This is a genomic window from Clostridium acetobutylicum ATCC 824 (genome assembly GCF_000008765.1).
GTDB classification, from domain to species: domain Bacteria; phylum Bacillota; class Clostridia; order Clostridiales; family Clostridiaceae; genus Clostridium_S; species Clostridium_S acetobutylicum.
Genome location: NC_003030.1, coordinates 989,351 through 1,016,292, shown reverse-complemented (window position 1 = coordinate 1,016,292; position 26,942 = coordinate 989,351). Strand labels below are relative to the sequence as shown.

Below are 26,942 nucleotides of genomic sequence, written 5' to 3'. Positions count from 1 at the left end.
TAATAATTTATTTTATATATAAGGATATTATAATTTCTATCTTTTTTCAAGAAAAATCACAAAGCTCATACTTACAATAATCTCTTATAATAAAATTTTAGTTAGCATTCTCTAAAACAGGAAATCCTACTCCAAACACTGTTCCTAAAGATATACACACTGAATTTGGATAGTTTGAAAATTCAGCAGCCATAGCAGTACCATCATGTATTAATTTAATTTTAAATTCTCTTTTGGTTATTCTATATAAGGAACAGGATAGATATTTTTCATAATTATTTGTTAAAAGCCTCAGTTTTCCGTACCCACCCCTATTAGCCATAATTCCATTTCTAACATAATTAGCCACACTAATTACTATATTATCTTGGACTTTTTTTACTTTATCTTGTATTTCTTCAAGTGTTCTTACAATTATGCTTAAGAGATATTTATGCAAATTAATAGCTTCCTTTTTTTCTTCTCTAACATCTTTAAAACTGCATAATATATGCTTAGATAAAACCTTATTTAAATTTATAATATCTTTAGCTCCATCCTTGCCAATTGTCACCAGACCCCTCTTTATAAAAGTTTGTCCCCAATCAAAGACCAAATATACTTCTTCCCCATTATTTTCTTTTATATATCTACTACAACCTTTTATACCTATGTTTGACGAATTTTGGCTTAATATAATGTTATACCCATCTTCATTTGAATTTTCAAATACCTTATATGCATGATACCTCAAATTTTCACCAAGCTTTGAACTTGAAAGTCCACCTGCCAAAATTACATTTTTAATACTCTTCCAATAATCCCAATGCCTTTGATCCCAATCCTTTCTCTTAAGTCTGTTCTCTTTTTCACCTTTCTTTAAGATTAATAAAATAACTCCTAACCTCTCACCAAATAACTTAACAATATTATTTGCTATCCTCTTAGATAAACAATAATCACATTCCAAAAAATCATTTAAGTACTGAGGTAAAATCTTCTCCTCTATTTTATCAACATCTAAGTTTAATTCATTAGCATTTTTCTTAATTTCTTTTATGAATAATTCTGTAGAAAATACTTCTATTGCAGTTTTACCTTGCAAATTTTTATTAACTTTATCAGTTGGCATTTTTTCTATAACTAAATTGTTTATGGATGCATTCGGACATAAAAAACCATTTTCAAAAAAAGGATTATCCATATTCTTTCCACCTTAATTCCATTTTGAATATATTATATAGAATTCACCAAGACTTTATTACCTTTATACTAAATTTTGCTATATACGTTTCTATTTAAACTTAAAATAAATGGACACTGCATTAAAGCAGCGCCCATTTATTTTAATAGGTTCTTATTTTTATCTAATTTCACCATTAGTTCCTATAATAACTTCTCTAAAAGGTACTATAACTTTTGCTTCAAGCATAGCAGTCTTTACTGCTGAAACTATGCCTGAACAGCAAGGTACCTCCATTCTAACAACTGTTATACTCTTAAGGTCATTAAGTTCTATAATTTCTTTCAACTTATCTTTGTAATATGTAACATCATCAAGTTTTGGACATCCTATTACTGTTATATGATTCTTTATAAAATCATTGTGAAAGTCACCATAAGCATAGGCTGTACAATCTGCAGCTACTAAAAGATTAGCATTTTTAAAATATGGAGCTCCTGGACTTACAAGCCTTAACTGAACTGGCCACTGCATTAACTCTGAAACAGAAGACCTATCTTCCTTTACTTTAGCTAAAGGCTTAGCTACTCTTTCTATTTTTTTAGCCATAGCTCCTGGACATCCACAGGGTTTAGCTAACTTTGATTTTTTCTTTTCTTCAATTCTTCTCTGAACTGCCTCTTCATCATATTCCTTACTTTCTCTCTCTATTATAGTTATTGCATCAACTGGACAATGAGGTAAACAATCTCCTAAACCATCACAATATTCATCAGATAAAAGCTCTGCTTTTCCATTAATTATTTCAATTGCATTTTCATGACATGCTTCACTACAAAGTCCACATCCATTACATTTATCTTTATCTATGTTTACTATTTTTCTTTTCATTTTTTTCCTCCTAAATATAAAGTTCCGCAAAATAAAATTACTTGTCTTTATGATTAAATTATATTAAAATTATATAAATATATCAGTAACATATGTTACACAAAAAAGTATTGGGAGAAAAACATGGATAAAAAAATTTTAACCGTATTAAAACATTGTATCTTATTTTCAAAAATTGAAACTCAGGAAATTGATCATTTATTTTCATCTATAAATTACTCAATAAAAGAATACTATAAAGATGAAACTATCGCAATTGAAGGCGATACGTGCAATAAAATTGGAATAGTATTAAGCGGTTGTGTTGAAATACAGAAAATTTACGAATCTGGTAAAAGTCTTACAATAACAACACTAGAAGAAAGCAAGATATTTGGTGAAGCAATAATATTCTCCAATAAAACAAGCTATCCTTCTACAATAATAGCATGTACTAAAAGTACTATAATTTTTATTCCCAAAGCCTCAATATCTAAATTATGCAGCGACAATTCCCTTTTCCTTAATGGCTTTATGTCTCTTCTATCTAATAAGATATTGATGTTGAATAAAAAATTAAAAAATATGTCTTATCATACTATAAGAGAGAAAATATCAAACTATATACTTGAACAGTACGAAGCTCAAAATAACTTAACTTTTAAAATGAATAAGTCAAAAAAACAGTTGTCTGAAATGCTTGGAATTCCAAGGCCATCATTATCTAGAGAATTCATAAACCTACGTGAAGAAGGAATTATAGACTTTGATAGAACATCTATTACAATATTAGATATTAACTCTTTAAAAGAAATTTTAGAAGCTGCAGAATAATAACTTATGAGTTTATTTCACCTATCTTCTTCATTTCGATCATTATAATGATTGTTGTGACTGCAAAAGCAAGAAAATCAGAAGTTGGTCCTGCTGCCCAAATGCCGTTTAATCCAAAAAACCTTGGAAGTACTATAAGCGAAGGAAGTAAGAATATTACTTGCCTTAAAAGGCTTAAAAGCATTGACTTTTTAGCCTTACCAACTGCCTGAAAGTAATTAGTACAAACCGCTTGAGGCCCTATTACTGGAAGCATCAAAAGAAAAATTGATATTCCTCTTGTTCCAACCCCTATAAGCTTCATGTCGTTTTTATTAAATAGCGATATAATTTGTGTTGGGAATATCTGTACAATAATAAATCCCAAAAAAGAAATACATAATGCTGAAAGAACAGCATACCACAGAGCTTTCTTTACACGTTTTATATTTTTTGCCCCATAATTATATCCTATTATAGGTTGAGAACCTTGATTTATTCCAAATATAGGCATCAATATCAACATTTGAATGCTGCTTATAAGTGAAAAAGCTGCAATTGAAGTGTCTCCACCGTACTTTTCTAAGCTTTTATTAAATGTAATGGTAATAAGACTTGCTGCAAGCTGCATAGCAAAAGGTGACATACCTATTGATATTACCTCTCTTACTACTTCTCTTCTAAGTCTTATATTCTCTCTTTTTATCTTAAGGAAACTTTTTCCTTTTATAAAATAATAAAGAACCCATACAGAGCAAACTGCTTGAGAAACTATTGTTGCCAGTGCTGAACCTCTTACTCCTAACTTTAAAACAAAAATAAAAAGCGGATTCATGATAAAATTCAAAACTGCTCCTATAAGCATAGTTTTCATAGCCATTTTAGGGTCGCCTTCAGCTCTCATCGTTGAATTAAGACCAAATCCCATATTTTGAAGAATCACTCCAGATAAAATTATAACAGCAAACTGCTTAGCATAAGGCATTGTATTTTTACTTGCCCCCAAAAGCTTCAGCATAGGTTCAAGAAATATTAGTCCAAAAAAAGTTACTACTAAAGAAAATATAATTAAAAGCGTAAAGGTATTTCCAATTATTTTTTCAGCTTGTTTTACCTTTTTCTGACCAAGTTTTATAGAGACTAGAGCAGAACATCCTATACCTGCAAGCATTCCAAATGCAAGTATAACATTACTTATTGGATATGTTATAGCTACGCCAGAAAGCGCAGTAGAATTTACCCCCCTTCCAACAAATATTCTGTCAACAATACTATATAAAGCATTAACTACCATCCCTATTATAGATGGTATTGAAAATTTTAAAAGAAGCTTCCACACTCCTTCCGTTTCAAGTTCATTAGGTTCATTCATCGTATTTCTCCTTCCTACATGTCTCTTATAATTTAGCTTACATCTATAAATTCTAAATACTTTTTATCAATAAATCAACTCCCTTGCAAATTAACCAAAAAATAAACTTAGAGTATAAAATACACTTTATACTCTAAGCAATAATTTATATGACATAGTTGTATATCATAATAAAATGAAATAAACTTCCTGCCATAACAAATAGATGAAAAATCTCATGAAATCCAAAGTACTTAGCATTTCTTACTGGCCACTTTAAAGCATATATAATTCCACCCATACTATAAACAATTCCACCTAAAACCATGAAGATTATTCCAGGAAGTGCCATAATTCTACTTATGGGTGCAAAAGCAAATACAACAATCCATCCCATAGCTATATAAAATAAAGTATATAACCATCTAGGTGCATTAAACCATACAAGCTTTAATACTATACCTAATATGGCAACTGCCCATATTAGAAACAATATTATATTACCAATCTTACCATTAAGAGTTATTAAACATATAGGAGTATATGTTCCTGCAATTAAAACAAAGATCATCATATGATCAATTTTCCTTAAAATTGTTGTTAAACGCCTAGATACATTTATCAAATGATATGATGCACTGGCTGAATATAGAAAAATTAGACTTACTCCAAAAATTATAGACGCAGCAATACTAATCTTACTGTCCGCAACTATAGAGTGATGAACCATACAAACCAAAGCAATTATAGATAAAACAGCTCCCACCAAGTGAGTAATTCCACTTACAGGATCCTTTAATTTCGAAAACATACTATCACCTTCTAATAAAATTTTATCATGTAGTTTTTAAAACTACTTATCACTATATCAATATAATACAACATGTATAATTATATTGCAATATAAATTTTAAAGAAGCTTCATATATTTATATTCTTTACAATATTACTAAAATAAATTCATGTTGTTACCTACAAAGCAATGCTATATAATATAAAAAGGTGATAATATGAATGATGAAATTTTAGAATTAGCTAAACAAATACTCGATTATACTCCAATTAAAAACCATGAAATTCCAGATATAGATTTGTATATGGATCAAGTCACATCTTTTATGGAAAATAAGCTTAAAGCCTTTAAAAGAAGTGATGATGATATTATCTTAACTAAAACTATGATAAATAATTATACAAAAAATAAATTAATAGCTCCTCCTATTAAAAAAAAATACAGCAAAGAAAATATGATGATGTTAATATTTATATATCATCTAAAGCAGACACTTTCAATTGGTGATATAGGAGATTTACTAAATTTCATGGTAAGTTCAACTGATGGTATAAATATTGACGATTTATATGATAAGTTTTTATTAGCACAAAAGAATTCTTCCGCTTCATTTATAAAAGGCTTAGATGATAAATTAAATTTTTTAGACAAAACTAACACTGAAGATAAGACTAAAAACGAACAGCTCTTCTTATTAATATCAGAATTAATTTTAAGTGCAAATATACAAAAAAGAATGGCTGAAAAAATTATTGATTGTTATTTTAAAGATAGTGATAATAAAAAATAACTATGATGCCTTACTGGCACCATAGTTATTTTTTATTCTTCCGTATTTGAAGTTATGTCTGCTCCGAACCATTTTTCTGATATTTTCTTTAAGGTTCCATCTTTTCTCATTGCTGCTAATGTTTTATTTATTTTATCTACTTTTTGCTTGTTTGCAGTGTTTTTAATAAATGGATATGCATTTTCCATATTCTCTATAGGCTTTCCTGCAAGCTCAAGATCGTATTTTGAGTTCTTTATAGTATCCATTATAGCAAGTTTATCCTCTACAAGTGCATCTGCTCTTCCTAAGTTAACCTCAGAAAAGATTGAATTATAATCACTGTACTGTTTTATATTAACTTTCCCACCATTAGCATTATATTTTTCTATAGCTTTATAGAAATTCATTCCTGATTCAACTGCAACTGTTTTTCCATTTAAATCTTTTAAAGATTGTACTGAATTATTTCCTTTTTTAACTGCAAGTTGAACTCCTGAGTAAACATATGGATCTGAAAAATAATATTTTCCTTTTCTTTCTTCTGTAACTGTAACCTGATGAGCTACTGTATCGACCTTTCCAGAATCAAGCATACCTATTAAGCCATTCCAATTAGCTATTACATACTTAACCTTCCAATTATTTCTCTTTCCAATTTCATTCCATACATCAATCTCAAGGCCCTTTACCTTATCCTGGCTCTCACCTTGATTTATAAACGCAAACGGCCTATAGTCAGTAGAAGTACCTACTTTTATAACATTCTTATCGCTATTATCACTATTTGATGTGCCGCTTTGTGTACATCCAGTGAATATTCCTACACTCATTAATAATGCCATTGATAATGTAATTAACTTCTTCTTCATTTTTTATTTCCTCCTAGTGTAACTTTTTTATAAATTGATTTACCCTATCATTATTAGATTTCTCAAACACCTCTTCTGGTGTTCCATATTGAATTATCTTTCCTCCGTCAAGGAAAACAATTTTGTCCGCTATCTCTCTTGCAAAACTCATTTCATGAGTAACTATTATCATTGTTAGATGCCTGCTTGCAATCCCCTTTATTACATCTAAAACCTCTCCTACCCATTCTGGATCAAGAGCTGATGTAGGTTCGTCAAATAAAATAATCTCAGGCTTCAATACCATTGCTCTAGCTATACCAATTCTCTGCTGTTGCCCCCCGGAAAGCCTTGATGGATAGCTATTCGCCTTATCCAAAAGTCCTACCTGCTTAAGCGCTTCTAAACTTACTTTTTCAGCTTCATCTTTAGGCATTTTTTTTACAACCCTAAGAGCCTCCATTACATTTTCCAATGCAGTTTTGTTCTTAAACAAATTATAATTTTGAAATACCATAGAAGTTTTTTTTCTTAGACTATATACTTCATCTTTGCTTATATTCTCAAAATCAACTCTTACATCTCCTATAAGTAAAGTTCCGCTATCTGGTCTTTCAAGGTAATTCAAACATCTAAGAAAGGTAGACTTACCAGTTCCAGAAGGTCCTATAACTGCTACTATTTCTCCAGCTTTAATCTCTAAACTTATTCCTTTTAAAACCTCATTATCTCCATAAGTTTTATGAAGACTTTCAATTTTTATCATATACTCACCACCTTAGTATGCCCTTGATATTCTTTTTTCAATAATTCTTTGAAGAAAGTTAAATATCTCAACAGTCACCCAATATATTATTGCTAAAGAAAGATAACTTTCCATAACCTTAAAACTAGAAGCCGCATTCATTTGTGCTCTGGCTAAAATTTCTGTTAAACCTAGAACAAAAGCAAGAGATGAACTTTTTAACAAATCCACAAATTGATTTCCTATTCCTGGGATTGCCACTCTTATTGCTTGAGGATAAATTATTCTAGTAAACGCTTGAAATTTAGTCATTCCAACTGACAAAGCTGCCTCCATTTGTCCTTTTTCAACTGACTCTATAGCTCCTCTTATTATTTCTGCCATATAAGCTGAACCACATAAACTAAGTCCTAAAATCATTGCCTCAAGTGGCGTTACATTTTTCAGAGGTTTTATTAGTTGTGGAAGTCCATAATAAAAAACAAATAATTGTACCAAAAGCGGTGTTCCTCTAAAAAAAGATATATACACTCCTATAACTTGAGATAATCCCTTTATTTTAAGCATCTTTATAGGTGCAAGAATAGTTGCTATAACAAGTCCTATAATTGTTGATATTACCGCCATAAATATCGTATAATGAATATACTTTAATAAATCCGGAAATGAATTCAAAAAATATCCAACGCTAAAATTCATCTTTATTCCTCCTACCGTATAGGTGCTTTAATATTCTTGAATAAAATACCTACTAAACTAATATGTTTAATACTATACACATTTTAAACTTATATTCACAAAATGTCAACATTTTTTTAACTTTTTAAAATATAAGATAGATATATTAAGAAAAATTTATCTTATTAATTATTACATAATAAAAGCTTCTACACTTAAACTTAATCTGTGAATATAATTTATTTATTGTACACAGATTAAACTTAAATATAGAAGCCCTAATTAACTGTTAGAATTATTTATACATATATTCCCTAGTCCAAGATATTTCATCGTTAATATCTTTTGTAAAAAGAAATTGATGTATATCAATATTTCCACTATTAAATGATGCTGCACAAGCATTTAGATATAATCTCCACATTCTTATAAAAGGCTCTTCCTTCATTTTTTTAATCTCATCCATAGCATTTTCAAAATTTTCTGCCCAACATTCAAGTGTCTTACCATAATGTCTTCTTAAACTTTCAGCATCTACTAAATAAAAATCTTGTTCTGAAATATTGTTAACTAATTCTCTAACAGCAGGAACATATCCGCCCGGGAAAATATAATTATTTATCCAGGTATTTGTACCGCCTTTTTTTACTCCTGTTATACAATGAAGAAGTGAAATTCCACCTTTATTAAGAAGCTTGTTCACTGTCTCAAAGTATTCAGCTATATTCTCCTTACCTACATGCTCTATCATTCCAACACTTACTACTCTATCAAAAGTTCTATTTTTTATCTCTCTATAATCTTCAAGAATTACATCAACTCTTCCTTCAAGTCCTTCTTTTTTCACTCTTTCCTTAACAACCTTAAATTGTTCTTCACTTAAAGTAACTCCAAGAGCTTTAACTCCATATTCCTTTGCAGCGGTTATTATAAGTTCTCCCCAACCGCATCCTATATCTAACAAAGTAACGTCTTTCTTTAGGGATAATTTTTTTAATATATGTTCAACTTTATTTTTCTGTGCCTGCTCTAAACTGTCATTAGGGGATTTAAAATATCCACATGAATATGTCATTGTTTTATCTAGCCATAATTTATAGAAGTCATTTCCTATATCATAGTGAAACTTTATATCTTTTTTACTTTTTCTAATTGTATTAGGTAAGATTTTAATGAGCTTGGAATACTTTTCTCCATTTCTCATAAAGCTTTCTTTATTGTTGTATAGTGATTGGATAACATCTTCAACACTACCTTCAATATCAAGCTTTTTCTCCATGTATCCTTCACCAAATGCCATTGAAGGATCTTTTATGACATCTCCTTTAGATATAGGCTCATTAAAAATTATCTTGAATTTACTCTCACCTTCACCGTATTTTTCTGTTTCACCATCCCAGAACCTTACTTCACATGTGTCCGAAAAAAGTCCTTTAAACAAAGTTTTATAAAATAATTTGTTTGTATCCATTTTTCTCACTCCCAAGATTATATTTTAACTATGTCCATTTATTTTATTTAATAGCATTGACATATTATTAAGCGTTTGAATAAGTAACTCTAAGTCTTCATCATTTAAATGTGCTAATCTTTCAGCAAAAGACTTGTTCAAAACCTCTTTGCATTTATCAATAGTAAGCTTTCCATTTTCCGTAAGAGAAATATATATTATTCTTCTGTCGTTATCATCATACAGCCTACATGCCAAATCATTTTTCACCAAGCAATCTACCCATGATGTTACATTAGGCTTATGAGCACAAAGAACTTTTCCTAAATCAGTAATAGTAATCTTTTTATGATTATTTAATGCAAATAGTACTCTTATGCTTGAATTTGATAACTCACAATGATAAAAGGTACTTTCAAGTAACCCAAACATAGTTTTAGCGAAAGCGGGCATTACATAAAAAATATCATTAACAATTTCATCAATTTGATCATTCCCCATGTTAGTTACTCCTATTTTTTTGTTATATTTTATAACTATTATATATAGTAACATTTTTTTTGTCAAATTTAGTCTTACATATTATTACTAAGAAAAAAAAGATTATAAGTAAATATAAAACTCATAATCTCTATAGTTTATTCTATAAAATATGTATTTAATTACTACTATTTTTTACCGTAGAAAGAATTATCGTTGTAAGTATAATACATCCGCTTCCAAGCCATTCTAGAACACTAAAATGGAGATTAAAAAATGCTAAAGATAAAATCGCTGCTGACAATGGTTCAAAAGCACCAAGAATACTGGCTTCTGTTGGTTTTATATACTTTATACTCTCCATGTAAAGCCAAAATGGAATAAGTGTTCCAATTATAACCACAACCGCTACACAAGAAATTGATACTAATGATATATGCCCTTTAAACTGGAAGGGACTGTGTACAAATGACATTAAAACACCACCTATAACCATTCCCCAACCAGCAACTAAATTAGATCCCCACTTAGCTAGTATTCTTCTTGGCTGCAACGTATTAACTGCAGCTGCAATTGCAGAAAGAATTCCCCAAAATAATGTTATTCCAGAAATATTTATAGTTTTTATATCACCTTTTGTAATTATAAAAAATGTTCCTATAAGAGCTAAAATTATACCTATAACTTCATAGAGGCTTGGCAACTTTTTTAAATGTACTATTAAATATATTGTAATTATTACTGGTGAAAGATATTGTAGTATTGTAGCCGTTGCTGCATTGCTGTATTTAATAGCAACAAAATATGTATATTGAACTGCTAACATACCCCCGAAGCCAAACATAATAAAACTAAAAATATCATGTCTATTTTTAAACACTTTAAATATATTTTTTTTAGTAGCTACATATGTGGCTGCTAATAAAAGAACACCTGAAATGATAAGCCTAATTACCACAAGCCATTCTGGACTAAAGTCTTCCATTTGAAATAAATACTGCGCAGCTATACCAGATATTCCCCATAGAGTTGAGGCTAATACAGCAAATATAAGTCCTTTTTTTCTTAAGTTACTATCTACTATATTTTCATTTGTCATATTAATTTACACACCTTTTTATTAATTGATAGCGCACTATAAAAAATTATGCATGCATCTCTATATGCACACATAATTTAATAATCTATATAATAATCGTAACATAGTCATAATTTTTATACAATAAAATATTGATTACAGTACCCTACTTTTCAGGAGCAATTTTCTTTACATTAGAGTGCCCTAATTCATTTACTGCATTTTCTATCGCTGCATCGATTAAATGCTTTTTGCTTTCATCAACTTCTATATTAAGCTCTTTTAAAACATTCAAGACAACACTCTCTGCAACCTTTGCCCTATCTTCCTTACTTATATTACCTGCATGATACAATTGTTCTGCATCACCAACTGCTATTTGCGCCCATTTTTGAACTATTTGTAGAATATTAACTACATTGTTATTTGGCATTGTAGTTTTTATAACATTTAAAATTTCTCCCGAAGAATCCACAGCCTTTTTAGTTTGATCAAGCATATTCTCTATATTTACTCCTCTTTTTTTTAATATAGGAAATATAACAAGCATTACTATAACTACTCCTGCTAATATTCCAAGAATTCCTGACCATGTTATTAATTCAATATTTGTCATAATAATCACTCTCCTATGGCATAATATTCATAAAAACAAAAAAAGTGCAATATGTAAATTGCACTTTTAGAAAGAATTTAAATTTAACCTTTTAATTAAAGAAATTCTATTAAGTCTTTTCCAAGCTTTTTTATTCTAGCAAGTGAGTAAATATCGTATCCCTTTTCCTCAAGACACTTTCTTCCTTTTTGGAAAGACTTTTCAATTACAATACCTATACCTGAAACTTCCGCTCCTGCGGTTTCAACTAAACGTACAGCTCCTAATGATGCCTCTCCATTTGCTAAAAAATCATCAATGATTAGTATTTTATCCTTGTCCGATATATACTTTTTAAGCAGCGTAAGCTCATAGTCTGATCCCTTAGTAAATGAGTGTACTGTAGTTTGGTATACATCTTCCGTCAAGGTATTTGGCTTTTGCTTTTTTAATATAACCATAGGTATATCCATTTGAAGTGCTGTCATAACAGCTGGTGCTATTCCAGAACTCTCAATAGTAAATATTTTTGTTATACCTCTTGCAGAAAAATATTCTTTAAAATACGTTCCAATTTCATACATTAACTTTGGGTCAACATTATGATTTAGAAAAGAATCAACCTTTAGTACATATTCATTCAGAGCCTTACCTTCTTCTAATATTCTTTTACATAATTGTTCCATGAAAATTACACTCCTTACTTTTTTTCCTTTAGTATTAAATTCAATACAAGCGCTGCTATAGTTCCTGTAGATATTCCTGAAGAAAAAATCATCTTCAAGCTTTCAGGTAAACTAGACAATATCTCTGGTCTAAATGTAACTCCTAAACCAAGCCCTATCGAAGTAGCTATTATAAGTATATTTCTATTATTTAAATTCACATGGCTTAGTGTTTGTATTCCTGCCGCTGCAACTGTTCCAAACATAACTATTCCAACACCACCTAATACAGGTTGTGGCATAATATTTATAATTCCAGAAAACTTTGGAACTAAACCTAACACCATCAAAATTATTCCTGCTACTAGTGTAACATATCGACTTGCAACTTTAGTAAGAGGTATTAGACCTACATTTTGACTAAAGGAAGTATTAGGCATTGCCCCAAACATCCCTGCAAGTATGCTTCCAATACCATCAGAAAGCACTCCCTTTGAAATTTTACTGTCATCCTTAATACCTGATATTTCATTTATAGCTCTAAGATTTCCTACTGTACTTATTACAGAAACAAAATAAGCAGGTATAAAAGGCAATAGTGCACTAATATTAAATTTCACACCATATTGAAATATACTAGGAATACTAATAATTTTAAGATTTGAAATAGTAGAAAAATTCACCATTCCCAGTGGTATGCATATAATATATCCTACTACCATACCTATTAAAATTGAAGCACTACTAACTAATCCTCTGCCATAATGATTTATAAGTAAAGTAATAACCATTACTATTAAAGCAATACTGATATTTTGAAGCGATCCGTAGTTTTTAGTTCCTGATCCACCTGCCGCCCAATCTATTGATACTGGTAACAGCGTAAGCCCAATAAGGCATACTACTATCCCCGTCACAATTGGAGGAAAAAACTTCATTATGTATTTTATAAAAAAGCTTAAAATAACAACAATAACTGCTCCGAGTATTGTAGCTCCAAAAATTCCAGCAAGACCAAATTTCTTTCCAACAACTGCTGCTGGCGCAACAAAAGTAATATCAGTTCCCATAATACAAGCAACTCTTGCACCAACAGAATATACACCCTTAGATTGTATAAGTGTTGCAACACCAGCCATTAAAATAGCAGCACTTAAAAGTGCAGTAGATGTTTTTGCATCAAGCTTTAACGATGATGCTACTATTATTGGAACTACAATAATACCACCAAATGCAGCAAATATATGCTGGAAGGCGAGTAAAATTCTCGAAAGTAATTCTGGTTTATCTTCAACTCCATAACTTAATTCAATTTGTGTCTCTTTTTTAATCTTTTCTTCCATTCTTAGTTCTCTCCTATTTTAGTATTGTCCTACACTAGATAAGAAAACATACTAGGATATATTAATTATAGACAAAATCATTGTAATAAATACTTTTGTTTATAATTATTTTCAGATTTTCATCCTTATACGTCCATATCTAATTTCTCACACCAAAATCCAAACCTCTACCTAAAAATACTAAAATATCAGACACAAGTATAATTTTAATAGACTACAATTATTGCTTAACCTATATTTTTTGTATAAAAAACCTCATAATTTATGGAAACAAACAACTAATGTATACTTCAAATTGCAAAAGCTTGCTAAATTTTCATACATAGTCAATATTTTAATTTCCGTATTAATGAGGTATATAGATAAAATATTATTATATTATCAATAACACCCCGTAGTCTGCTATTTATGGCAGCAGGTAGAAACTTCCGGACCATATTACCGGTGTATACGAGAAATTTAGTTTTTTATATAGGGAAATAAGTTAGTTTTAACTATTATATCCCTTACTTAACGATTATAACATATTTATTTACACATTCACATTTAATTTTCACTTGTAATTTGACACCTTTAATACAATAATTGTTATTATTAATATTGTTAAAACGTATTCAAATGCAATAAAAAGGATTTTTAGATTTTATGAAGAATATTAAATTAATTGATTAAAGATTGGAGTTTCTTATATTATGGAGTCATTAGTAAATGAACTTGAAAATATAGAAGTACTTTCAAAAAAGGATATAGTAACTTTAAAAAACTATATTCACAAAAAGTATGCTAATTTTTCAAGTGCTGAAAAATCAAAGATTCTATCCAAAGCAGTCCATCAAATTCTTGATAAAAACATAAAAGGACTTAAAGGTGACTGTTATGATATCCTTAAAAGCCATTTATTAAAGACTCTAATATCCTCAAATAATCAATCCTCCATAAAACTGATTGATATACTAAACAATTATCTTTCTCTCACAGATAATTCCAACGATTATTCTGATAGTATTTTAAACTGGCTTAATCACCATATAAAAAAAGAAATCTCAAAATCAGAACTTGAGACAGCCTTCAATTTAGATTTTCAAACTACAAATAAAATTGAAACTCCAATTAAAACTCCTTGCAATGATGGGATTAATATTAAACCTCTAGTTTTTTGTATTCCATTAATTATAGTTATAATTATATCAGTATATTCATTACGATACGGAAGTTTTTTATCTTTTACTTCATCTTCATCAAAATCAAAGTTGACTGCAATAAAGTCAGCTACACATAATAAATATTTTAATACCACTTCCCCAAAACTTCCTCTACAATTTAAATATAGAGATATAAATACTACTGCTCTTAGAAAATATTTAACCCAAAGGCACTCACTATTAGCTTCTGAACCATACTTCTCTAAGATTATAGAGGTTGCTAAAAAAAATAATCTAAACCCTCTTGTTCTATTTGCAATAAGTGGTCAAGAACAAGGTTTTGTGCCAGTAGATACACCTAATGCAAAAAAAATAGCTAATAACCCTTTTAACGTATATCACAGTTGGAAGGAATATAATACAAGCATAGAAGATTCAACAAGAATAGCTGCAAAGACTATAATAAACCTATGCGATGATTTACCTAAAGAAACTGACCCTTTCCATTGGATAAATAAAAAATACGCCGAGGACCCAAATTGGGGTACTGGCGTAGAGAACATATTCAACGAGCTAAATAATAATTTATGAAATAGTACCTATCGTGGTACTATTTCATAAATTATATCCTGAGTAAAACTCACAGGGGACGTTATATCATTTATAATACCTATATCTTCGTTTTTAAGGCACGTAACAGCTCCATTCACATCATATTTAACTTCTCCCCTATTAATTAATCCTGTTTTTTTATCTACATTAATATTTCCATTTGCCTTTCCATTTAAATCAACCTTAGCTTTTGTTCCACCAAAATCAATTTGCTTACCTTTATCATTAGCCACAATGTTATCATTTTCTTCTATATCTAAAGATTTTTCATGTTCTTTCTTTAATGTGTATTTACTAGTAATATCCATACTAAATTCTTTATTAGTTTTTAACTTTCTTTGCCAACTATCACCTTTTTTTACACTGCTTGCATTTGTATAATTCATAGCATCCTCTATGTAAACCTTCATAGACTCATCTTTAAAATTATCTTCCAAATTATCTCTTAAAACATTCTTCATGTTTTGGTCTAAAGAAACATCATTATCCACAGCATCTACCAAACTACCAGCACCATGAATACTTAAAACCTTACCATTTTTATTCAACTTAACTGTGTACTTTTTTGCCATTATATTCTTATATATTTTATCCACTGGACCATTATCTCCATTTTTAGAATTGTAATCAATGGTTCCTTTTGATGTTGTAAAATGTGAGTTTATAGAATTATATTTATAAGAAAAAGTCACATTCTGATCCTTATCAACGCTATCTACATCCATATCTATATACATATCTTCTTTATCCTCAACACTACTATCCTTTTGAATAACTTTAATACTAAATTTTGAATCATTTATACAGTGCAGCCTATACTTGTCCCCTTTTTTTAAATTTAATTGCAGCATTGAACTCTTCTTATTATCACAAGCAGATAGCATTCCAATAATTAAAAAAGTAAATATAATTATAATTCCCTTTTTAAATTTCATTTGTTCCTCCTATTGATATAAAGTTTCTAAATTAATTTTTTCTTTATAACCTGTAATTATTTATATTGTTAAATTTCTTTAATAATTATAGTATAAACAAAAAAATTGTAAGTTTCTATAAACCGTTCTTATCTTTTTTAAATTATGTATAATGTAATAAAATGCCAACATTGAATCTCTGCTATAGTAACACTTTTATATAAATGCAGAAATAATCCTAGATTATATTTTCAATATATAAATATATTATTTAACACTGCAAATACTATAATTATATATTGTATATGTAACTTGCTTTAATTCCATAAAAATGTTATATTATTCAATAAGAAATATTAATAAACAATTACTATTGATTATATTTAAAATGGCGAGGATTGATATATATGAAGAAAGAAAAAATTTTAGATCTTGTTATAATTGGTGCTGGTCCTGCTGGTCTTACTGCAGGCATATACTCTTCTAGAGCAAAACTTGATTTCATAATTCTTGAAAATGAACTAGTTGGAGGTCAAATACGAGAAACACCTTCAATAGAAAATTTTCCAGGATTTGATTCGATTTCTGGTGCTGATCTTGCAGATAAAATGCAGGAACATGCTGAAAAAGCTGGCGCCGTAATAGATGAATTTGGGAATATAACCTCTGTTAAACTTACTGATACTGAAAAGATAATAGAAACTAGTGATACTATATATAAACCAAAATCAGTAATAATAGCAACTGGTTCCAAAAGTAGACCTCTACCAGTTCCAGAAGAAAAGAAACTTCGTGGAAAAGGAATTCATTACTGTGAGCTTTGTGATGGTGCAATGTATGACGGTAAAGATATTGTGGTAGTAGGAGGAGGAAATTCCGCAATAGATGCAGCTATATTCCTAACTAAATATGCTAAAAATCTTACTGTTGTTCATCGTTCAGAAAAACTAAGAGCAGAAATGAGAAGCCAGGATGAATTGTTTAAGCATAACAATGTAAAACTTTTGCTGAATACTCAAATAAAGCATGTTGAAGGTGAAAACTCTATAGAGAATATTGTTTTAGAAAATTCAAAGACAGGTGAAAAAAGCTCTTTAAAAGCAGATGCAATATTTGTTTATATAGGAACTATGCCAAAAACAGAGCTTTTCAAAGATTTTATAGATTTAACAGAGCTAGGTCACATAAAAACAAATGAAAATCTAGAAACAAATATAAAGGGTGTTTTTGCCGCTGGCGATGTTAGAGAAAAAGAAATACGTCAGCTAACTACCGCAGTGAATGACGGCTCTATAGCTTCACTTATGGCTGAAAAATATATTAGAAATTCATAAAAATAAGCTGCTGCATTAAGTTCTCCTTTTTTATAATAATGCAGCAACTTATTTTTACTCATTTTCAGAAAAGTTATTATATCCAAATCCTCCTGCTGTAAATAGTACTAAAGCTATGAGTAAAACTATAATTGAATTTGGAAATACTTTAGCTTTTTCCACACTATCCATTATCCAGTAAAAGGGAGTCAGTTTCCTAAACTTACTTAAATTAGAGTTTGCAGCATTCCCCCCCACAATATTTATGTATACCATTAATAAACATACAATTGATGATCCTGTAGAAGCTACTTTGTCATTTTTTAATATTCTTGAACCTACTATAACTATACCTATGCATATAATACTACTAAGTGCTATATTTAAAACGGTAACCCCCATATTTTGAATCTTATATCCACACATTACAGCACTTAGTAAGAATGAAATTGAATATAAAATAGTTTGAGTAATAAACATTGCAAAATACATTGCCCATACTATAATATATGTTTTGTGCTTAGTAACCGAAAGCCTCTTAAGTACTCTATCTTTCCTTAATTTAATTAAATCCATACTAAAATTCATAGAAAATAACATCATGCAGTATATAATCAAAAATGTCAAACCTGTACTATCTAATAAAGAGCCTCTATATTCTCTATATTTTAAAATCAGATTACTTTTTCCCTCATTACCTGTACCTTTGACCATCAAACTTATCTTACTCTTCATTTCATTTTCAAAAGCCTCATTATAACTTACATCATCCGTTTTATATGAAATTATTTTTGGCACTCTACCATTGTTTATATTTACTGTAAAGTCCTTTTCAATTTCATATACCCCTGAATAATTATTATTCTTAAGCTCCTTAATTGCCACATCTTTTTTATTAAATACATCTTTAACCTTTAAATATTTAACTAATTCACTTCCACATCTTCCCTTATCTAAATTTACTATTGCTATTTTATCATCAGCATCTGTACCAAAATTACCCAAATTAAAGAAAGTAACAAATCCCGTTAATAATATAGGTACAACAATCATTGAAGCTGTATACCTAAAATTCTTTAGATATCTTCTACAATTAGCTAATACTATAACAAAAAAGTTCACCACTTATTCCTCCCAAGATACCTTAACTTTAGCTAAAGATATTATATAAAGCACAAAAGAAACCACAACCATAATAATTAAATTTTTCTCAATATTTCCTAAAGAATTGTAAGTAATTATATTTTTGTAAGCCTCCGAGACAAATTTCAAAGGTTCAAACTTCATAAAACCTATAAAAACTGTATTTGCTTTAACTTTAGGAATAAATCCGCCACCTAGACATGTCTCAATCAAAAGTAATGTAGTAAGAATCACATTAGCTGAATTTTTTTTCAAGAAAACAATAAAAAAACCTGACGCTGAAGCTACTATTAAGCTTTGTCCTATTAGTAATACAATTAAATTTATAAAGTTAATATTAAAAAATGCAAATTTAGCTATCATAAAAGCAGCTATATATAGCATACCTAAACAAAATCCATATACAAAATATATTAAAATATAGTAATTAAATATATTAATTTTGGTTAATGGCATGGACATCATTCTTTTAAACATACCGTTTTCTTTTTCCAAGTAATGAGCTTTAGAACAAGACATAATCATTATTATCATTATATACGTTATAATAGTTGCTGCTTCCGATTCATAAGAGGATATGGACTTTTCATTGTTTACAGACTTAGTTTGAATGATTTCGATATTAAAGATATCTTTACTTTTTACCTCTTCGTTATAATTTTTAATAACACTTTTTATAAGCTCTTTGTTATGTTCTGAAACCTGTTTTTTTTCATCTACTACTACATAAAGTGAATTTTTATTTTTTCCCTTTTTTAATGTTATACTATAATCACCCTTTTTAGATAACTTAAAAAATCTCCTCATGTCTTTTCTATTAAATATATCCTTAAAATCATGTGATACTTTACTATTATCCTTATCCACTATAGTTATACCAACTTTGTTTTCTTCTACTTTATAAACTCCTTTAGAAAAATAACTCATAACAAAACATATGGAAAGTGGAAAAATAGCATACAATAAAACAATTTGCTTCCATCCTACAAATAGTCCCTTCATGGTTAGTGTGCTGATAATCCTTGCTCTCATTTATTTCACCTAATCCCTTAACTTTTTCCCTGTAAGAGAAAGAAATACTTCTTCTAATGAAACTTCGCTTTTGTTAAAATCAATTATTTCTATATTCTCTTTTACTGCTGCCTCTAGTAAATTCCTAATCTGAAATTTCCATTCATCTATTAAAATTTTTATTGTACCATCCTCCACAAATACATTTCTCACACCTGAAATTTCTTTTAACCTCAAAAGAAATTTTTCATCGAAAGTATCAACTTTAAGTTGTATTGTTCCATTCATATTTGAAAGTGCTTTTATTTCAGTCTTAGAACCTCTTGCTACTTCTTTTCCGGAATCTAATATAAATATATTTTTACAGATTAACTCGACTTCTTCCATATAATGCGATGTATAAATAACCGTTGTATTTTCTTCTTTATTAACCTTCTTTATATATTCAAAAATGCAGTTTCTCGACTGTGGATCTACTCCAACTGTAGGCTCATCCATTATAAGAATCTTAGGATTATGTATTATAGCCACTGCAAGATTAAGTCTTCTCTTCATTCCTCCGGAAAACTTTTTAACCTTCTCATTTTTTCTATATAATAATCCTGTAACCTCAAGCACTTCATGTATTCTTTCTCTAAGTTTTTTTCCATACATACCATAAAAAGAACCAAAATACCTAAGATTATCATAAGCCGAAAAATCCTCCATTAAGGCTAATTGTTGCGGTACAAGTCCTATTAGTCTTTTTGCTTCCACAGGCTCCTTCAAAATAGAATGACCTCCAAGCTCAATATCACCACTGTTTGGACTTAAAAGTCCTGTCATTATATTTATAAGTGTTGATTTTCCTGCTCCATTAGGACCTATAAAACCAAAAATATCTCCCTTTTTCACCTCAAAGGAGATATTATCAAGAACTAATTTATCATTAAATCTTTTAGTAACATTTTTTACCTCAACCATATTATTCAAAAAATCACTTCCTTTTATAGAACCTTTATTTTTAAGTACATTTTATAACTACTAGTTATTTTTTTGAAGTTACTTAAGTCACTATGTTATTTTTAAAGGCAAATATTGTTACCTGTGTTCTATCCCTTAAATTCAATTTAGAAAATATAATGCTTATATTATTCTTTATGGTTCCTTCAGAAAGAAAAAGTTTCTCTGCTATCTCCTTATTAGATAATCCACTAGCAATTTCTCTTACTATATTTATTTCCTTGTCACTCAAATCATATTTAGTCTTAACCTCTTCTAATGCTTGCTCTTTATTGTATTCTCCATTTTCACTTAATATTTTTGATGCAACCTCTGGATTAATTACTACATTTCCTTTAAAAGCTGCTTTTATGCCTTCATAAATAAGCTCATAATCACTATCTTTTAGTATATATCCTGATGCCCCATACTTAAGTGCTTCATGAATATATTTAACATCATTAAAAGTTGTTAGGATCAAAATCTTTATATCCTTAAATTCCTTCTTTATAAGCTTAGTACCCAAAACTCCATCACATTTAGGCATCCTTATATCCATTAAAACAACATCAGGACTACTTTGTCTACAAACCCTAAGTGCCTCTTCTCCATTCTTAGCAGTTCCAACAACTTTTATATCTTCATAGGTTTCAAGTATTATCTTTAATCCATCAACTACTAATTTCTCATCATCTACAATTACGACCTTAATATTATCCATTATTTTCGCCTCCAGAATATACTTTAAGTTTTTCTCTTTTAGCTAGCTCTATTTTTACAGTAAATCCTTCATAAGGTGCAGTCTTATATTCAAAATATCCTCCAAGCTCCTTTACCCTTTCTCTCATACTTTTCATACCTACTCCTTCAATAATACTCTGGCATCCTTGTCCATTATCTTTTAATGTAACAAGTAAATTTTTTTCACTAAATGCCATTATTACATCAACCCTAGATGCCCTTCCATGCCTTGCACTATTAGACAAGAACTCCTGAACTATCCTATATAGTACAAATGATTGATCAGAATTTAGTGACCATTTTTCTTTTGTAAAAGCTAATCTGACATCTATGTTGGCCATCTTTTTGAAATTACTTATAAGTTCCTCAATACTTAATATCCCCTCATATTCTTCGAATTCCTTAGGTTTTATTGCTCTTACAGCTGCTCTAACTTCATCAAGACTTTTTTGAGTAAACTTTCTTAAGTTTTTTGTAAGAAGCTCTGCCTTCTCTGGAGCCTTCCTTATAATCTTCTCAATGGCTCCAAGCTGAATAACCATTGTAGATAATGAATGTCCTACACTATCATGTATTTCTCTGGAAATTCTATTTCGCTCTCTTAAAAGCGTTAACTCTTCAACAGAAGAAGCATACATCTCTAAGTCCCTATTAGCCTTTTTAAGCTTTTCTTCTGATATTCTTAATCTGTCATAAAGATCTTGAGCTTCAATTTTCTTCTCATTTTCATATTTATTGAAATAAAATACAGCTATAATAATAATTGAAACACCAAGATTCATTATCTTATAGTTCAAACTATAATTGAAAGAAAAATAAACACCAATTAAAATTATCACAACATTAAAGGTAGAAGCTAAAAATTTCTTAAACATTACATTAGCATCTATAGCTAGCAATATTAAATATGTAAATAGATATCCTGAAATCCAAAAATTACATATGACAACAAGAACTATCTCAAGAATAAAAGATATAATTTTATGAATATACTTATTTAAAGAGAAGGTTCTTAACTGATGATTTATTATAAGTATAAGCATTAATGTAATATTCTGTGCATTAAATTCCTTCCCTCCAAAAATAATTCCAACAATCATAAAAACTAGTGTAAAGTACTTTATAAATACAAACAATTTCTTATTATCCATATTTCCTCCGATATTTATAATATTATAATAATAACATATAAATGTTTTGAATGTACTAAAAAAAGCTCTCAAAATAATATAACTTTGAGAGTTTTTTTAGCTAACTTTTGAGCAGCATAAATTTTACGCAAACATCAATTTTATCATTCAATATATTTGCATTTATTTGTCCACCCATTTTTTCTGTAAGTTCTTTAGCAATAGATAAGCCTAGGCCTGTACCATTTCCCGACCTGGTTTTGTCCGCTATATAAAATCTATCAAAAATATTTTCATTAGTACATCCCTCTAAATTCATTGCATTATTGCTAATTTTTAGAATAACAGTATCCTCCTTTATCTTCAGCTCTAATTCTATATAGCTTTTAGCATACCTTACTGAATTTGTAATTAGATTATCAATTATCCTTTCTAAAGCACTTTGATCTGCAGCTATGTAAAGATTCTCGCATATACTAATTTTAGGTTCTATACCACTGCTTTTAAAATCAACATATCTTGAAAACATTACTTCTTCTAGTGTCCTAGATAAATTAATTCTTTCTATATTTAGCTTAAAATTAGGCGAATCAATTAATGACAATCTATAGAAATCATTTAATAGCACCTCAAGAGTTTCTGCTCTTTTTTCTATAACTTCTATGTAATCTCTTTTTTGATAGTTTTCTAAATTATCCTCTTTTAAAAACTTAATATATCCCTTTATCGCCGTAAGTGGTGTCCTAAGATCATGTGACATATCTGATATAGCTTGTCTAAGTCTATTTTCCGATTTTTTCTTTTCTGCTTCGCAATTTGATTTTGCATAAAGCGTTTCATTTATACTCTTAGACAACTTTTCAATTTTTTTATTTAATAAGCTTATTTTTAGCTTTTCATCACAATTATCTCTGTTAATATGTTCAAGCTTCTCTGTCATTACCTTTAACTCTTTACTGACTAAATAATCACGGACAAGCAACCCTGTTGAAAAAATTATAAGAAGAAATAGTAAAAAAATCATCTACTTGCCCTCCGTTCATAATCTATTTCATATCTGCTTTTTTTAATGCTTCAATACTTAATGCAGTACAAATAGCTGTAGTCATAAGACATATAAATAACATTTTTCCTGCAGTAAATACAGTTATTTTATCTAATATACAAATAGATGGTATAGCAAAAACTGTTTTATAGTAAAAATATTTAACGGTGCTATTCCTAAGAGACATTGCTGTGCCAAATCTATTTATTATATCTATTAGATAAAATAAGGCTATTGTTATTGCAATGTTCTTTGTAATAAAAGAAATCATTGTTACAATACTTCCTATAGCTAAATACACAAATAACATAATAACCGAAACTTCAAACATGTATTCGACGCTGTATTTTTCGCCATAACCGTTCCTTATACTATTTATAACAAAAGTGCATATTGGGAAAATAAAACTTATAATAGCTACTCCAATACAAAATACAATTGCTTTAGAAAGTACAATATTTATTCTTTTATGGCCTGATACAATCAAATTCTTTATGTATCCTGAGTGAAATTCTTTCCCTATAAAATATCCAAATGCGCCAATAATAAGTGTATTAAATATAAATTCCTGTAAAGGAAAGGACTGCAGGAACATATCTTGTCCTGTTTTATTCAAAAGATAGTTTTCTTTAATAGGAATAAGTACAAACATGCTCTGCATAATCATAAGAACAATAAACAAATAAAAAACTTTAGAACGTTTCAATTTATAAAACTCAACTTTTAAAAGATTAAACATTTTTATTCCTCCAAACTAGCTTTGAGAAATAATCCTCAAGGTTATCTCCTTTTAAAGCAATTTCGTCAACTAAACTTCCATTATTTAAAAGAACAGAAGCTACCTTACTAGGCTCATCTAGATATTCATATAATTTTATAGCATTATCATGCATAACCTCGTAATTTTGAGTTTTTAATATTCTTTCTATGGTAAAAACAGCCCTCTCAGCGTTATCAGTTCTTATGTACAAAAACTTTTGACACCTTTCCTCTAACTCTCTTGAAGTAATTTGTTCAACTAACCGTCCATTATGAATTATTCCATAAGAATTTGCAAATTGGTATAGTTCACTTAATATGTGACTTGATATTAAAATAGTAACATCAAACTCTTTATTTAACTTATTGAGAAGCTTTCGTATTTCAATTATACTCATTGGATCAAGTCCATTAATAGGCTCATCTAAAATTAAAAACTCTGGATCTCCTATCAAAGCCATGGCTAATCCAAGCTTTTGTTTCATTCCCATAGAAAGTTTTCTAACTTGCTTTTTCCTTTCATTATAAAGTCCAACCATCTTAAGAACTTTATCTATAGACTCTCTTCCTGGTATGCCCTTTTGAATTCTATTGATTTCTAGGTTATCGTATACACTAGAGTAATCATAAAGTGCTGGTGTTTCTATAAGACACCCCATCCTTTTTCTCATATTCTCTATATTCCTAGTGTCATTTTCACCAAAAAGCTCAATGGTTCCACTATCTTTAATTATTAATCCTGATATTAGTTTCATTAATGTGGTTTTCCCTGCACCATTTTGTCCAATGAATCCATATATATCACCTTTATTAATGGTTATATTGACATTATCTAACACAGTTACATCTTTATACCTTTTTGATAAATTAACTGTCTTCAGTACTGCATCTTTCATAAAAATCCCTCCTATGCTTTAATAATAAAACACATAACATAAGAGAAGTTAAAGCAATTCTTAAGAAATTCTTAAATTTTTAATCTATACCCCATTCCCCATACTGTTTCTATGTATTCTTCCTTAGAATTTGCCTTTAAAAGCTTATTCCTTAAATTGCTTATATGTACATTAAGGGTATTATCATCTCCCATATAGGTATCTTCCCAAACACTTTCAAATAAATTAGCTTTCGAGAATACCTTCCTTTTATTTAACAGTAAGACTTCAAGAATCTTAAATTCTCTATTAGTAAGCGACATTCTCTGTCCATTTACAATAACCTCCATAGCCACACTATCCAGTATCATATCTTTAAAGACTATTTTACTATTAAAACTTTCATCTTTTCCAAATTTAATATATCTTCTTAAATTCGAATATATTCTCGCATCAACATCATCCATATCAAAAGGCTTTGTAATATAATCATCTGCACCAATCTTAAGCATTCTAACCTTTGTATCCTTTGAAAGTTTCGCTGAAATAACAATAACCGGCATTGCACTTATTCCACGTACTTTTTGAAGCAACTCATCTCCGCTTATTCCTGGAAGCATTAAATCTAGAAGCATCAACTGAAACTCCTGAGTCTTTACATGAAGAAGAGCCTCAGTTCCTGAATAGGCTTGCACAACATTATAGCCTTTCCTCTCAAGCATTATTTTAAGCATATTATTTATATCATTATCATCTTCTACTACGATTATATTTATATTTTGTTCCATAAAAATCTCCTTAACAGTAAATCCTTACTCTAATTATACAATATTATCTTCAAAATTTTAACCAAATATAAAAAGAGTCATCTTTACATGACCCTTTATATATTATATAAGATTATTTATAGGACTCATTGGTCCTAAAAGATTCTTTATTTCTGTGTAAGGTATAGGAATCCTAAATAATCCATAGTAATATGGTGTATAGGCATAAACCTGATAATAAAGTACAAGTTTATCATTTGTTAAATAAAACTCCTGATCATTTGTAACACCTTTATAATCCTCTATAAGCTGAATATTATTATCTTTAATATACTTCTTTACAATTGTAGTAAGCTCACCTAAGTAATTCATTTTAGGATTGAACAAATCACTAAAACTATACACCTTTCCTGTTCTTGTGTTTACTGTTATAGAAGAATATACTGTAAGACCGTGAGCTGCCCTATTCATATAAGTGTAAATGCTAAATAAAATACTTAAGATATAATTTCTATTAACTCCAATCTCATATGCTCCAAATACTTCACTTAAATCAATCTTTTCCGTAAGAAGTACTTGATTTTTAAAAAGCTCACTTACTTGATTTACTATATCCTCATTTACCTTTGTTTTCACTTTTTCATCCTGTAAGTTTATTATTAATGGATAAGTTATACTGAACTTCTGAGGCGTAAGCTTCTGTTCATCCAAAGCTACTTTACCAACCATAGTTTTTTGAACTCTATGTCCATTTTTATCTAAAAAATACGGACAAATATAATACATACATATACCCTCTAAAAAATTCTATCTTTAAATATTATTAATGTAGAAAAATATATATGCTAGCTACAACTTTTATGTAC

28 protein-coding genes and 1 riboswitch are annotated in these 26,942 nt (G+C 29.1%); of the genes, 4 read left to right on the top strand and 24 right to left on the bottom strand.

Features of this window, described 5'->3' with window-relative positions; genetic code table 11:
• Nucleotides 1-97: 97 nt before the first annotated feature.
• Nucleotides 98-1,183 carry a hypothetical protein gene (locus CA_RS04730; protein WP_010964204.1) on the bottom strand — a complete coding sequence of 362 codons (1,086 nt, stop codon included), beginning with the start codon at nucleotides 1,181-1,183 and terminating at the stop codon, nucleotides 98-100.
• A gap of 159 nt (nucleotides 1,184-1,342) precedes the next feature.
• Nucleotides 1,343-2,053: an ATP-binding protein gene (locus CA_RS04725; RefSeq protein WP_010964203.1), complete on the bottom strand. Its 711-nt coding sequence runs from the start codon at nucleotides 2,051-2,053 to the stop codon at nucleotides 1,343-1,345.
• Nucleotides 2,054-2,176: 123 nt separating this feature from the next.
• Here CA_RS04725 and CA_RS04720 point away from each other — a divergent pair, with 123 nt between their 5' ends.
• The gene (locus CA_RS04720; protein WP_010964202.1) at nucleotides 2,177-2,866 is read left to right on the top strand and encodes a Crp/Fnr family transcriptional regulator; all 690 of its coding nucleotides are present in this window, start codon (nucleotides 2,177-2,179) and stop codon (nucleotides 2,864-2,866) included.
• A 4-nt stretch (nucleotides 2,867-2,870) separates the two neighbouring features.
• Here CA_RS04720 and CA_RS04715 read toward each other — a convergent pair whose 3' ends face one another.
• Together CA_RS04715 and trhA are read right to left on the bottom strand one after the other, a co-directional pair.
• Nucleotides 2,871-4,217, bottom strand: coding sequence for an MATE family efflux transporter (locus tag CA_RS04715; protein ID WP_010964201.1), 1,347 nt, complete (start codon nucleotides 4,215-4,217; stop codon nucleotides 2,871-2,873).
• A 145-nt stretch (nucleotides 4,218-4,362) separates the two neighbouring features.
• Entirely contained in the window at nucleotides 4,363-5,007 is a 645-nt protein-coding gene (gene trhA, locus CA_RS04710; RefSeq protein ID WP_010964200.1) for a PAQR family membrane homeostasis protein TrhA, read from the bottom strand.
• Nucleotides 5,008-5,206: 199 nt separating this feature from the next.
• On the opposite strand from trhA, the gene CA_RS04705 reads away from it, so the two are divergent.
• A complete protein-coding gene (locus tag CA_RS04705; RefSeq protein ID WP_010964199.1) occupies nucleotides 5,207-5,779 on the top strand; it encodes a DUF1836 domain-containing protein in 573 nt (190 codons plus the stop codon).
• 32 nt (nucleotides 5,780-5,811) lie between these two features.
• Here CA_RS04705 and CA_RS04700 read toward each other — a convergent pair whose 3' ends face one another.
• The 9 genes from CA_RS04700 to CA_RS04660 form a co-directional block, all read right to left on the bottom strand.
• Entirely contained in the window at nucleotides 5,812-6,630 is an 819-nt protein-coding gene (locus CA_RS04700; protein WP_010964198.1) for a transporter substrate-binding domain-containing protein, read from the bottom strand.
• A gap of 13 nt (nucleotides 6,631-6,643) precedes the next feature.
• Nucleotides 6,644-7,375 (bottom strand): amino acid ABC transporter ATP-binding protein, encoded by a 732-nt coding sequence (locus tag CA_RS04695; protein ID WP_010964197.1) that lies wholly within the window; start codon nucleotides 7,373-7,375, stop codon nucleotides 6,644-6,646.
• 12 nt (nucleotides 7,376-7,387) lie between these two features.
• On the bottom strand, nucleotides 7,388-8,053 hold the full coding sequence (locus CA_RS04690; RefSeq protein ID WP_010964196.1) for an amino acid ABC transporter permease: 666 nt from the start codon (nucleotides 8,051-8,053) through the stop codon (nucleotides 7,388-7,390).
• A gap of 274 nt (nucleotides 8,054-8,327) precedes the next feature.
• Entirely contained in the window at nucleotides 8,328-9,503 is a 1,176-nt protein-coding gene (locus CA_RS04685; protein WP_010964195.1) for an SAM-dependent methyltransferase, read from the bottom strand.
• Between the two features lie 24 nt (nucleotides 9,504-9,527).
• Complete coding sequence (locus tag CA_RS04680) at nucleotides 9,528-9,983, bottom strand: MarR family transcriptional regulator (protein ID WP_010964194.1); 456 nt, start codon at nucleotides 9,981-9,983, stop codon at nucleotides 9,528-9,530.
• 157 nt (nucleotides 9,984-10,140) lie between these two features.
• Entirely contained in the window at nucleotides 10,141-11,061 is a 921-nt protein-coding gene (locus tag CA_RS04675) for a DMT family transporter (RefSeq protein WP_010964193.1), read from the bottom strand.
• A 145-nt stretch (nucleotides 11,062-11,206) separates the two neighbouring features.
• On the bottom strand, nucleotides 11,207-11,656 hold the full coding sequence (locus tag CA_RS04670; RefSeq protein WP_010964192.1) for a hypothetical protein: 450 nt from the start codon (nucleotides 11,654-11,656) through the stop codon (nucleotides 11,207-11,209).
• A 95-nt stretch (nucleotides 11,657-11,751) separates the two neighbouring features.
• Nucleotides 11,752-12,321: a xanthine phosphoribosyltransferase gene (locus CA_RS04665; protein ID WP_010964191.1), complete on the bottom strand. Its 570-nt coding sequence runs from the start codon at nucleotides 12,319-12,321 to the stop codon at nucleotides 11,752-11,754.
• A 14-nt stretch (nucleotides 12,322-12,335) separates the two neighbouring features.
• Complete coding sequence (locus CA_RS04660; protein ID WP_010964190.1) at nucleotides 12,336-13,643, bottom strand: uracil-xanthine permease family protein; 1,308 nt, start codon at nucleotides 13,641-13,643, stop codon at nucleotides 12,336-12,338.
• A 375-nt stretch (nucleotides 13,644-14,018) separates the two neighbouring features.
• Nucleotides 14,019-14,117: riboswitch (purine riboswitch) on the bottom strand.
• Between the two features lie 218 nt (nucleotides 14,118-14,335).
• Here CA_RS04660 and CA_RS04655 point away from each other — a divergent pair.
• The gene (locus CA_RS04655; RefSeq protein WP_010964189.1) at nucleotides 14,336-15,376 is read left to right on the top strand and encodes a glucosaminidase domain-containing protein; all 1,041 of its coding nucleotides are present in this window, start codon (nucleotides 14,336-14,338) and stop codon (nucleotides 15,374-15,376) included.
• An 8-nt stretch (nucleotides 15,377-15,384) separates the two neighbouring features.
• Here the strand turns inward: CA_RS04655 and CA_RS04650 are convergent, their stop codons facing one another.
• Nucleotides 15,385-16,332: a DUF6263 family protein gene (locus CA_RS04650; RefSeq protein ID WP_010964188.1), complete on the bottom strand. Its 948-nt coding sequence runs from the start codon at nucleotides 16,330-16,332 to the stop codon at nucleotides 15,385-15,387.
• Between the two features lie 386 nt (nucleotides 16,333-16,718).
• On the opposite strand from CA_RS04650, the gene trxB reads away from it, so the two are divergent.
• Nucleotides 16,719-17,645 (top strand): thioredoxin-disulfide reductase, encoded by a 927-nt coding sequence (trxB, locus tag CA_RS04645; RefSeq protein WP_010964187.1) that lies wholly within the window; start codon nucleotides 16,719-16,721, stop codon nucleotides 17,643-17,645.
• A 54-nt stretch (nucleotides 17,646-17,699) separates the two neighbouring features.
• Here the strand turns inward: trxB and CA_RS04640 are convergent, their stop codons facing one another.
• From CA_RS04640 to CA_RS04595, 10 genes are all read right to left on the bottom strand, one after another.
• The gene (locus CA_RS04640; protein ID WP_014518877.1) at nucleotides 17,700-18,746 is read right to left on the bottom strand and encodes an ABC transporter permease; all 1,047 of its coding nucleotides are present in this window, start codon (nucleotides 18,744-18,746) and stop codon (nucleotides 17,700-17,702) included.
• A gap of 3 nt (nucleotides 18,747-18,749) precedes the next feature.
• Nucleotides 18,750-19,799, bottom strand: coding sequence for an ABC transporter permease (locus CA_RS04635; protein ID WP_010964185.1), 1,050 nt, complete (start codon nucleotides 19,797-19,799; stop codon nucleotides 18,750-18,752).
• Nucleotides 19,800-19,808: 9 nt separating this feature from the next.
• Complete coding sequence (locus tag CA_RS04630; RefSeq protein ID WP_043943612.1) at nucleotides 19,809-20,741, bottom strand: ABC transporter ATP-binding protein; 933 nt, start codon at nucleotides 20,739-20,741, stop codon at nucleotides 19,809-19,811.
• Between the two features lie 82 nt (nucleotides 20,742-20,823).
• Nucleotides 20,824-21,480, bottom strand: a complete 657-nt coding sequence (locus tag CA_RS04625) for a response regulator transcription factor (RefSeq protein WP_010964183.1) — start codon at nucleotides 21,478-21,480, stop codon at nucleotides 20,824-20,826.
• Nucleotides 21,473-22,651 carry a sensor histidine kinase gene (locus CA_RS04620; RefSeq protein ID WP_010964182.1) on the bottom strand — a complete coding sequence of 393 codons (1,179 nt, stop codon included), beginning with the start codon at nucleotides 22,649-22,651 and terminating at the stop codon, nucleotides 21,473-21,475. The genes CA_RS04625 and CA_RS04620 overlap by 8 nt, the downstream gene beginning before the upstream one ends.
• A gap of 100 nt (nucleotides 22,652-22,751) precedes the next feature.
• Nucleotides 22,752-23,654 (bottom strand): sensor histidine kinase, encoded by a 903-nt coding sequence (locus tag CA_RS04615; protein WP_010964181.1) that lies wholly within the window; start codon nucleotides 23,652-23,654, stop codon nucleotides 22,752-22,754.
• Nucleotides 23,655-23,676: 22 nt separating this feature from the next.
• Nucleotides 23,677-24,414, bottom strand: a complete 738-nt coding sequence (locus tag CA_RS04610) for an ABC transporter permease (protein ID WP_010964180.1) — start codon at nucleotides 24,412-24,414, stop codon at nucleotides 23,677-23,679.
• Entirely contained in the window at nucleotides 24,407-25,330 is a 924-nt protein-coding gene (locus CA_RS04605; RefSeq protein ID WP_010964179.1) for an ABC transporter ATP-binding protein, read from the bottom strand. The genes CA_RS04610 and CA_RS04605 overlap by 8 nt, the downstream gene beginning before the upstream one ends.
• Nucleotides 25,331-25,401: 71 nt before the next feature.
• Nucleotides 25,402-26,097 (bottom strand): response regulator transcription factor, encoded by a 696-nt coding sequence (locus CA_RS04600; protein ID WP_010964178.1) that lies wholly within the window; start codon nucleotides 26,095-26,097, stop codon nucleotides 25,402-25,404.
• Between the two features lie 102 nt (nucleotides 26,098-26,199).
• The gene (locus CA_RS04595) at nucleotides 26,200-26,862 is read right to left on the bottom strand and encodes a DUF3298 and DUF4163 domain-containing protein (protein ID WP_010964177.1); all 663 of its coding nucleotides are present in this window, start codon (nucleotides 26,860-26,862) and stop codon (nucleotides 26,200-26,202) included.
• Nucleotides 26,863-26,942 lie beyond the last annotated feature (80 nt).

Coding starts and splice junctions, on each gene's coding strand:
- CA_RS04730 (WP_010964204.1), bottom strand. CDS start 1,183: ATGGATAATCCTTTTTTTGAAAATGGTTTTTTATGTCCGAATGCATCC.
- CA_RS04725 (WP_010964203.1), bottom strand. CDS start 2,053: ATGAAAAGAAAAATAGTAAACATAGATAAAGATAAATGTAATGGATGT.
- CA_RS04720 (WP_010964202.1), top strand. CDS start 2,177: ATGGATAAAAAAATTTTAACCGTATTAAAACATTGTATCTTATTTTCA.
- CA_RS04715 (WP_010964201.1), bottom strand. CDS start 4,217: ATGAATGAACCTAATGAACTTGAAACGGAAGGAGTGTGGAAGCTTCTT.
- trhA (WP_010964200.1), bottom strand. CDS start 5,007: ATGTTTTCGAAATTAAAGGATCCTGTAAGTGGAATTACTCACTTGGTG.
- CA_RS04705 (WP_010964199.1), top strand. CDS start 5,207: ATGAATGATGAAATTTTAGAATTAGCTAAACAAATACTCGATTATACT.
- CA_RS04700 (WP_010964198.1), bottom strand. CDS start 6,630: ATGAAGAAGAAGTTAATTACATTATCAATGGCATTATTAATGAGTGTA.
- CA_RS04695 (WP_010964197.1), bottom strand. CDS start 7,375: ATGATAAAAATTGAAAGTCTTCATAAAACTTATGGAGATAATGAGGTT.
- CA_RS04690 (WP_010964196.1), bottom strand. CDS start 8,053: ATGAATTTTAGCGTTGGATATTTTTTGAATTCATTTCCGGATTTATTA.
- CA_RS04685 (WP_010964195.1), bottom strand. CDS start 9,503: ATGGATACAAACAAATTATTTTATAAAACTTTGTTTAAAGGACTTTTT.
- CA_RS04680 (WP_010964194.1), bottom strand. CDS start 9,983: ATGGGGAATGATCAAATTGATGAAATTGTTAATGATATTTTTTATGTA.
- CA_RS04675 (WP_010964193.1), bottom strand. CDS start 11,061: ATGACAAATGAAAATATAGTAGATAGTAACTTAAGAAAAAAAGGACTT.
- CA_RS04670 (WP_010964192.1), bottom strand. CDS start 11,656: ATGACAAATATTGAATTAATAACATGGTCAGGAATTCTTGGAATATTA.
- CA_RS04665 (WP_010964191.1), bottom strand. CDS start 12,321: ATGGAACAATTATGTAAAAGAATATTAGAAGAAGGTAAGGCTCTGAAT.
- CA_RS04660 (WP_010964190.1), bottom strand. CDS start 13,643: ATGGAAGAAAAGATTAAAAAAGAGACACAAATTGAATTAAGTTATGGA.
- CA_RS04655 (WP_010964189.1), top strand. CDS start 14,336: ATGGAGTCATTAGTAAATGAACTTGAAAATATAGAAGTACTTTCAAAA.
- CA_RS04650 (WP_010964188.1), bottom strand. CDS start 16,332: ATGAAATTTAAAAAGGGAATTATAATTATATTTACTTTTTTAATTATT.
- trxB (WP_010964187.1), top strand. CDS start 16,719: ATGAAGAAAGAAAAAATTTTAGATCTTGTTATAATTGGTGCTGGTCCT.
- CA_RS04635 (WP_010964185.1), bottom strand. CDS start 19,799: ATGAGAGCAAGGATTATCAGCACACTAACCATGAAGGGACTATTTGTA.
- CA_RS04630 (WP_043943612.1), bottom strand. CDS start 20,741: ATGGTTGAGGTAAAAAATGTTACTAAAAGATTTAATGATAAATTAGTT.
- CA_RS04625 (WP_010964183.1), bottom strand. CDS start 21,480: ATGGATAATATTAAGGTCGTAATTGTAGATGATGAGAAATTAGTAGTT.
- CA_RS04620 (WP_010964182.1), bottom strand. CDS start 22,651: ATGGATAATAAGAAATTGTTTGTATTTATAAAGTACTTTACACTAGTT.
- CA_RS04615 (WP_010964181.1), bottom strand. CDS start 23,654: ATGATTTTTTTACTATTTCTTCTTATAATTTTTTCAACAGGGTTGCTT.
- CA_RS04610 (WP_010964180.1), bottom strand. CDS start 24,414: ATGTTTAATCTTTTAAAAGTTGAGTTTTATAAATTGAAACGTTCTAAA.
- CA_RS04605 (WP_010964179.1), bottom strand. CDS start 25,330: ATGAAAGATGCAGTACTGAAGACAGTTAATTTATCAAAAAGGTATAAA.
- CA_RS04600 (WP_010964178.1), bottom strand. CDS start 26,097: ATGGAACAAAATATAAATATAATCGTAGTAGAAGATGATAATGATATA.
- CA_RS04595 (WP_010964177.1), bottom strand. CDS start 26,862: ATGTATTATATTTGTCCGTATTTTTTAGATAAAAATGGACATAGAGTT.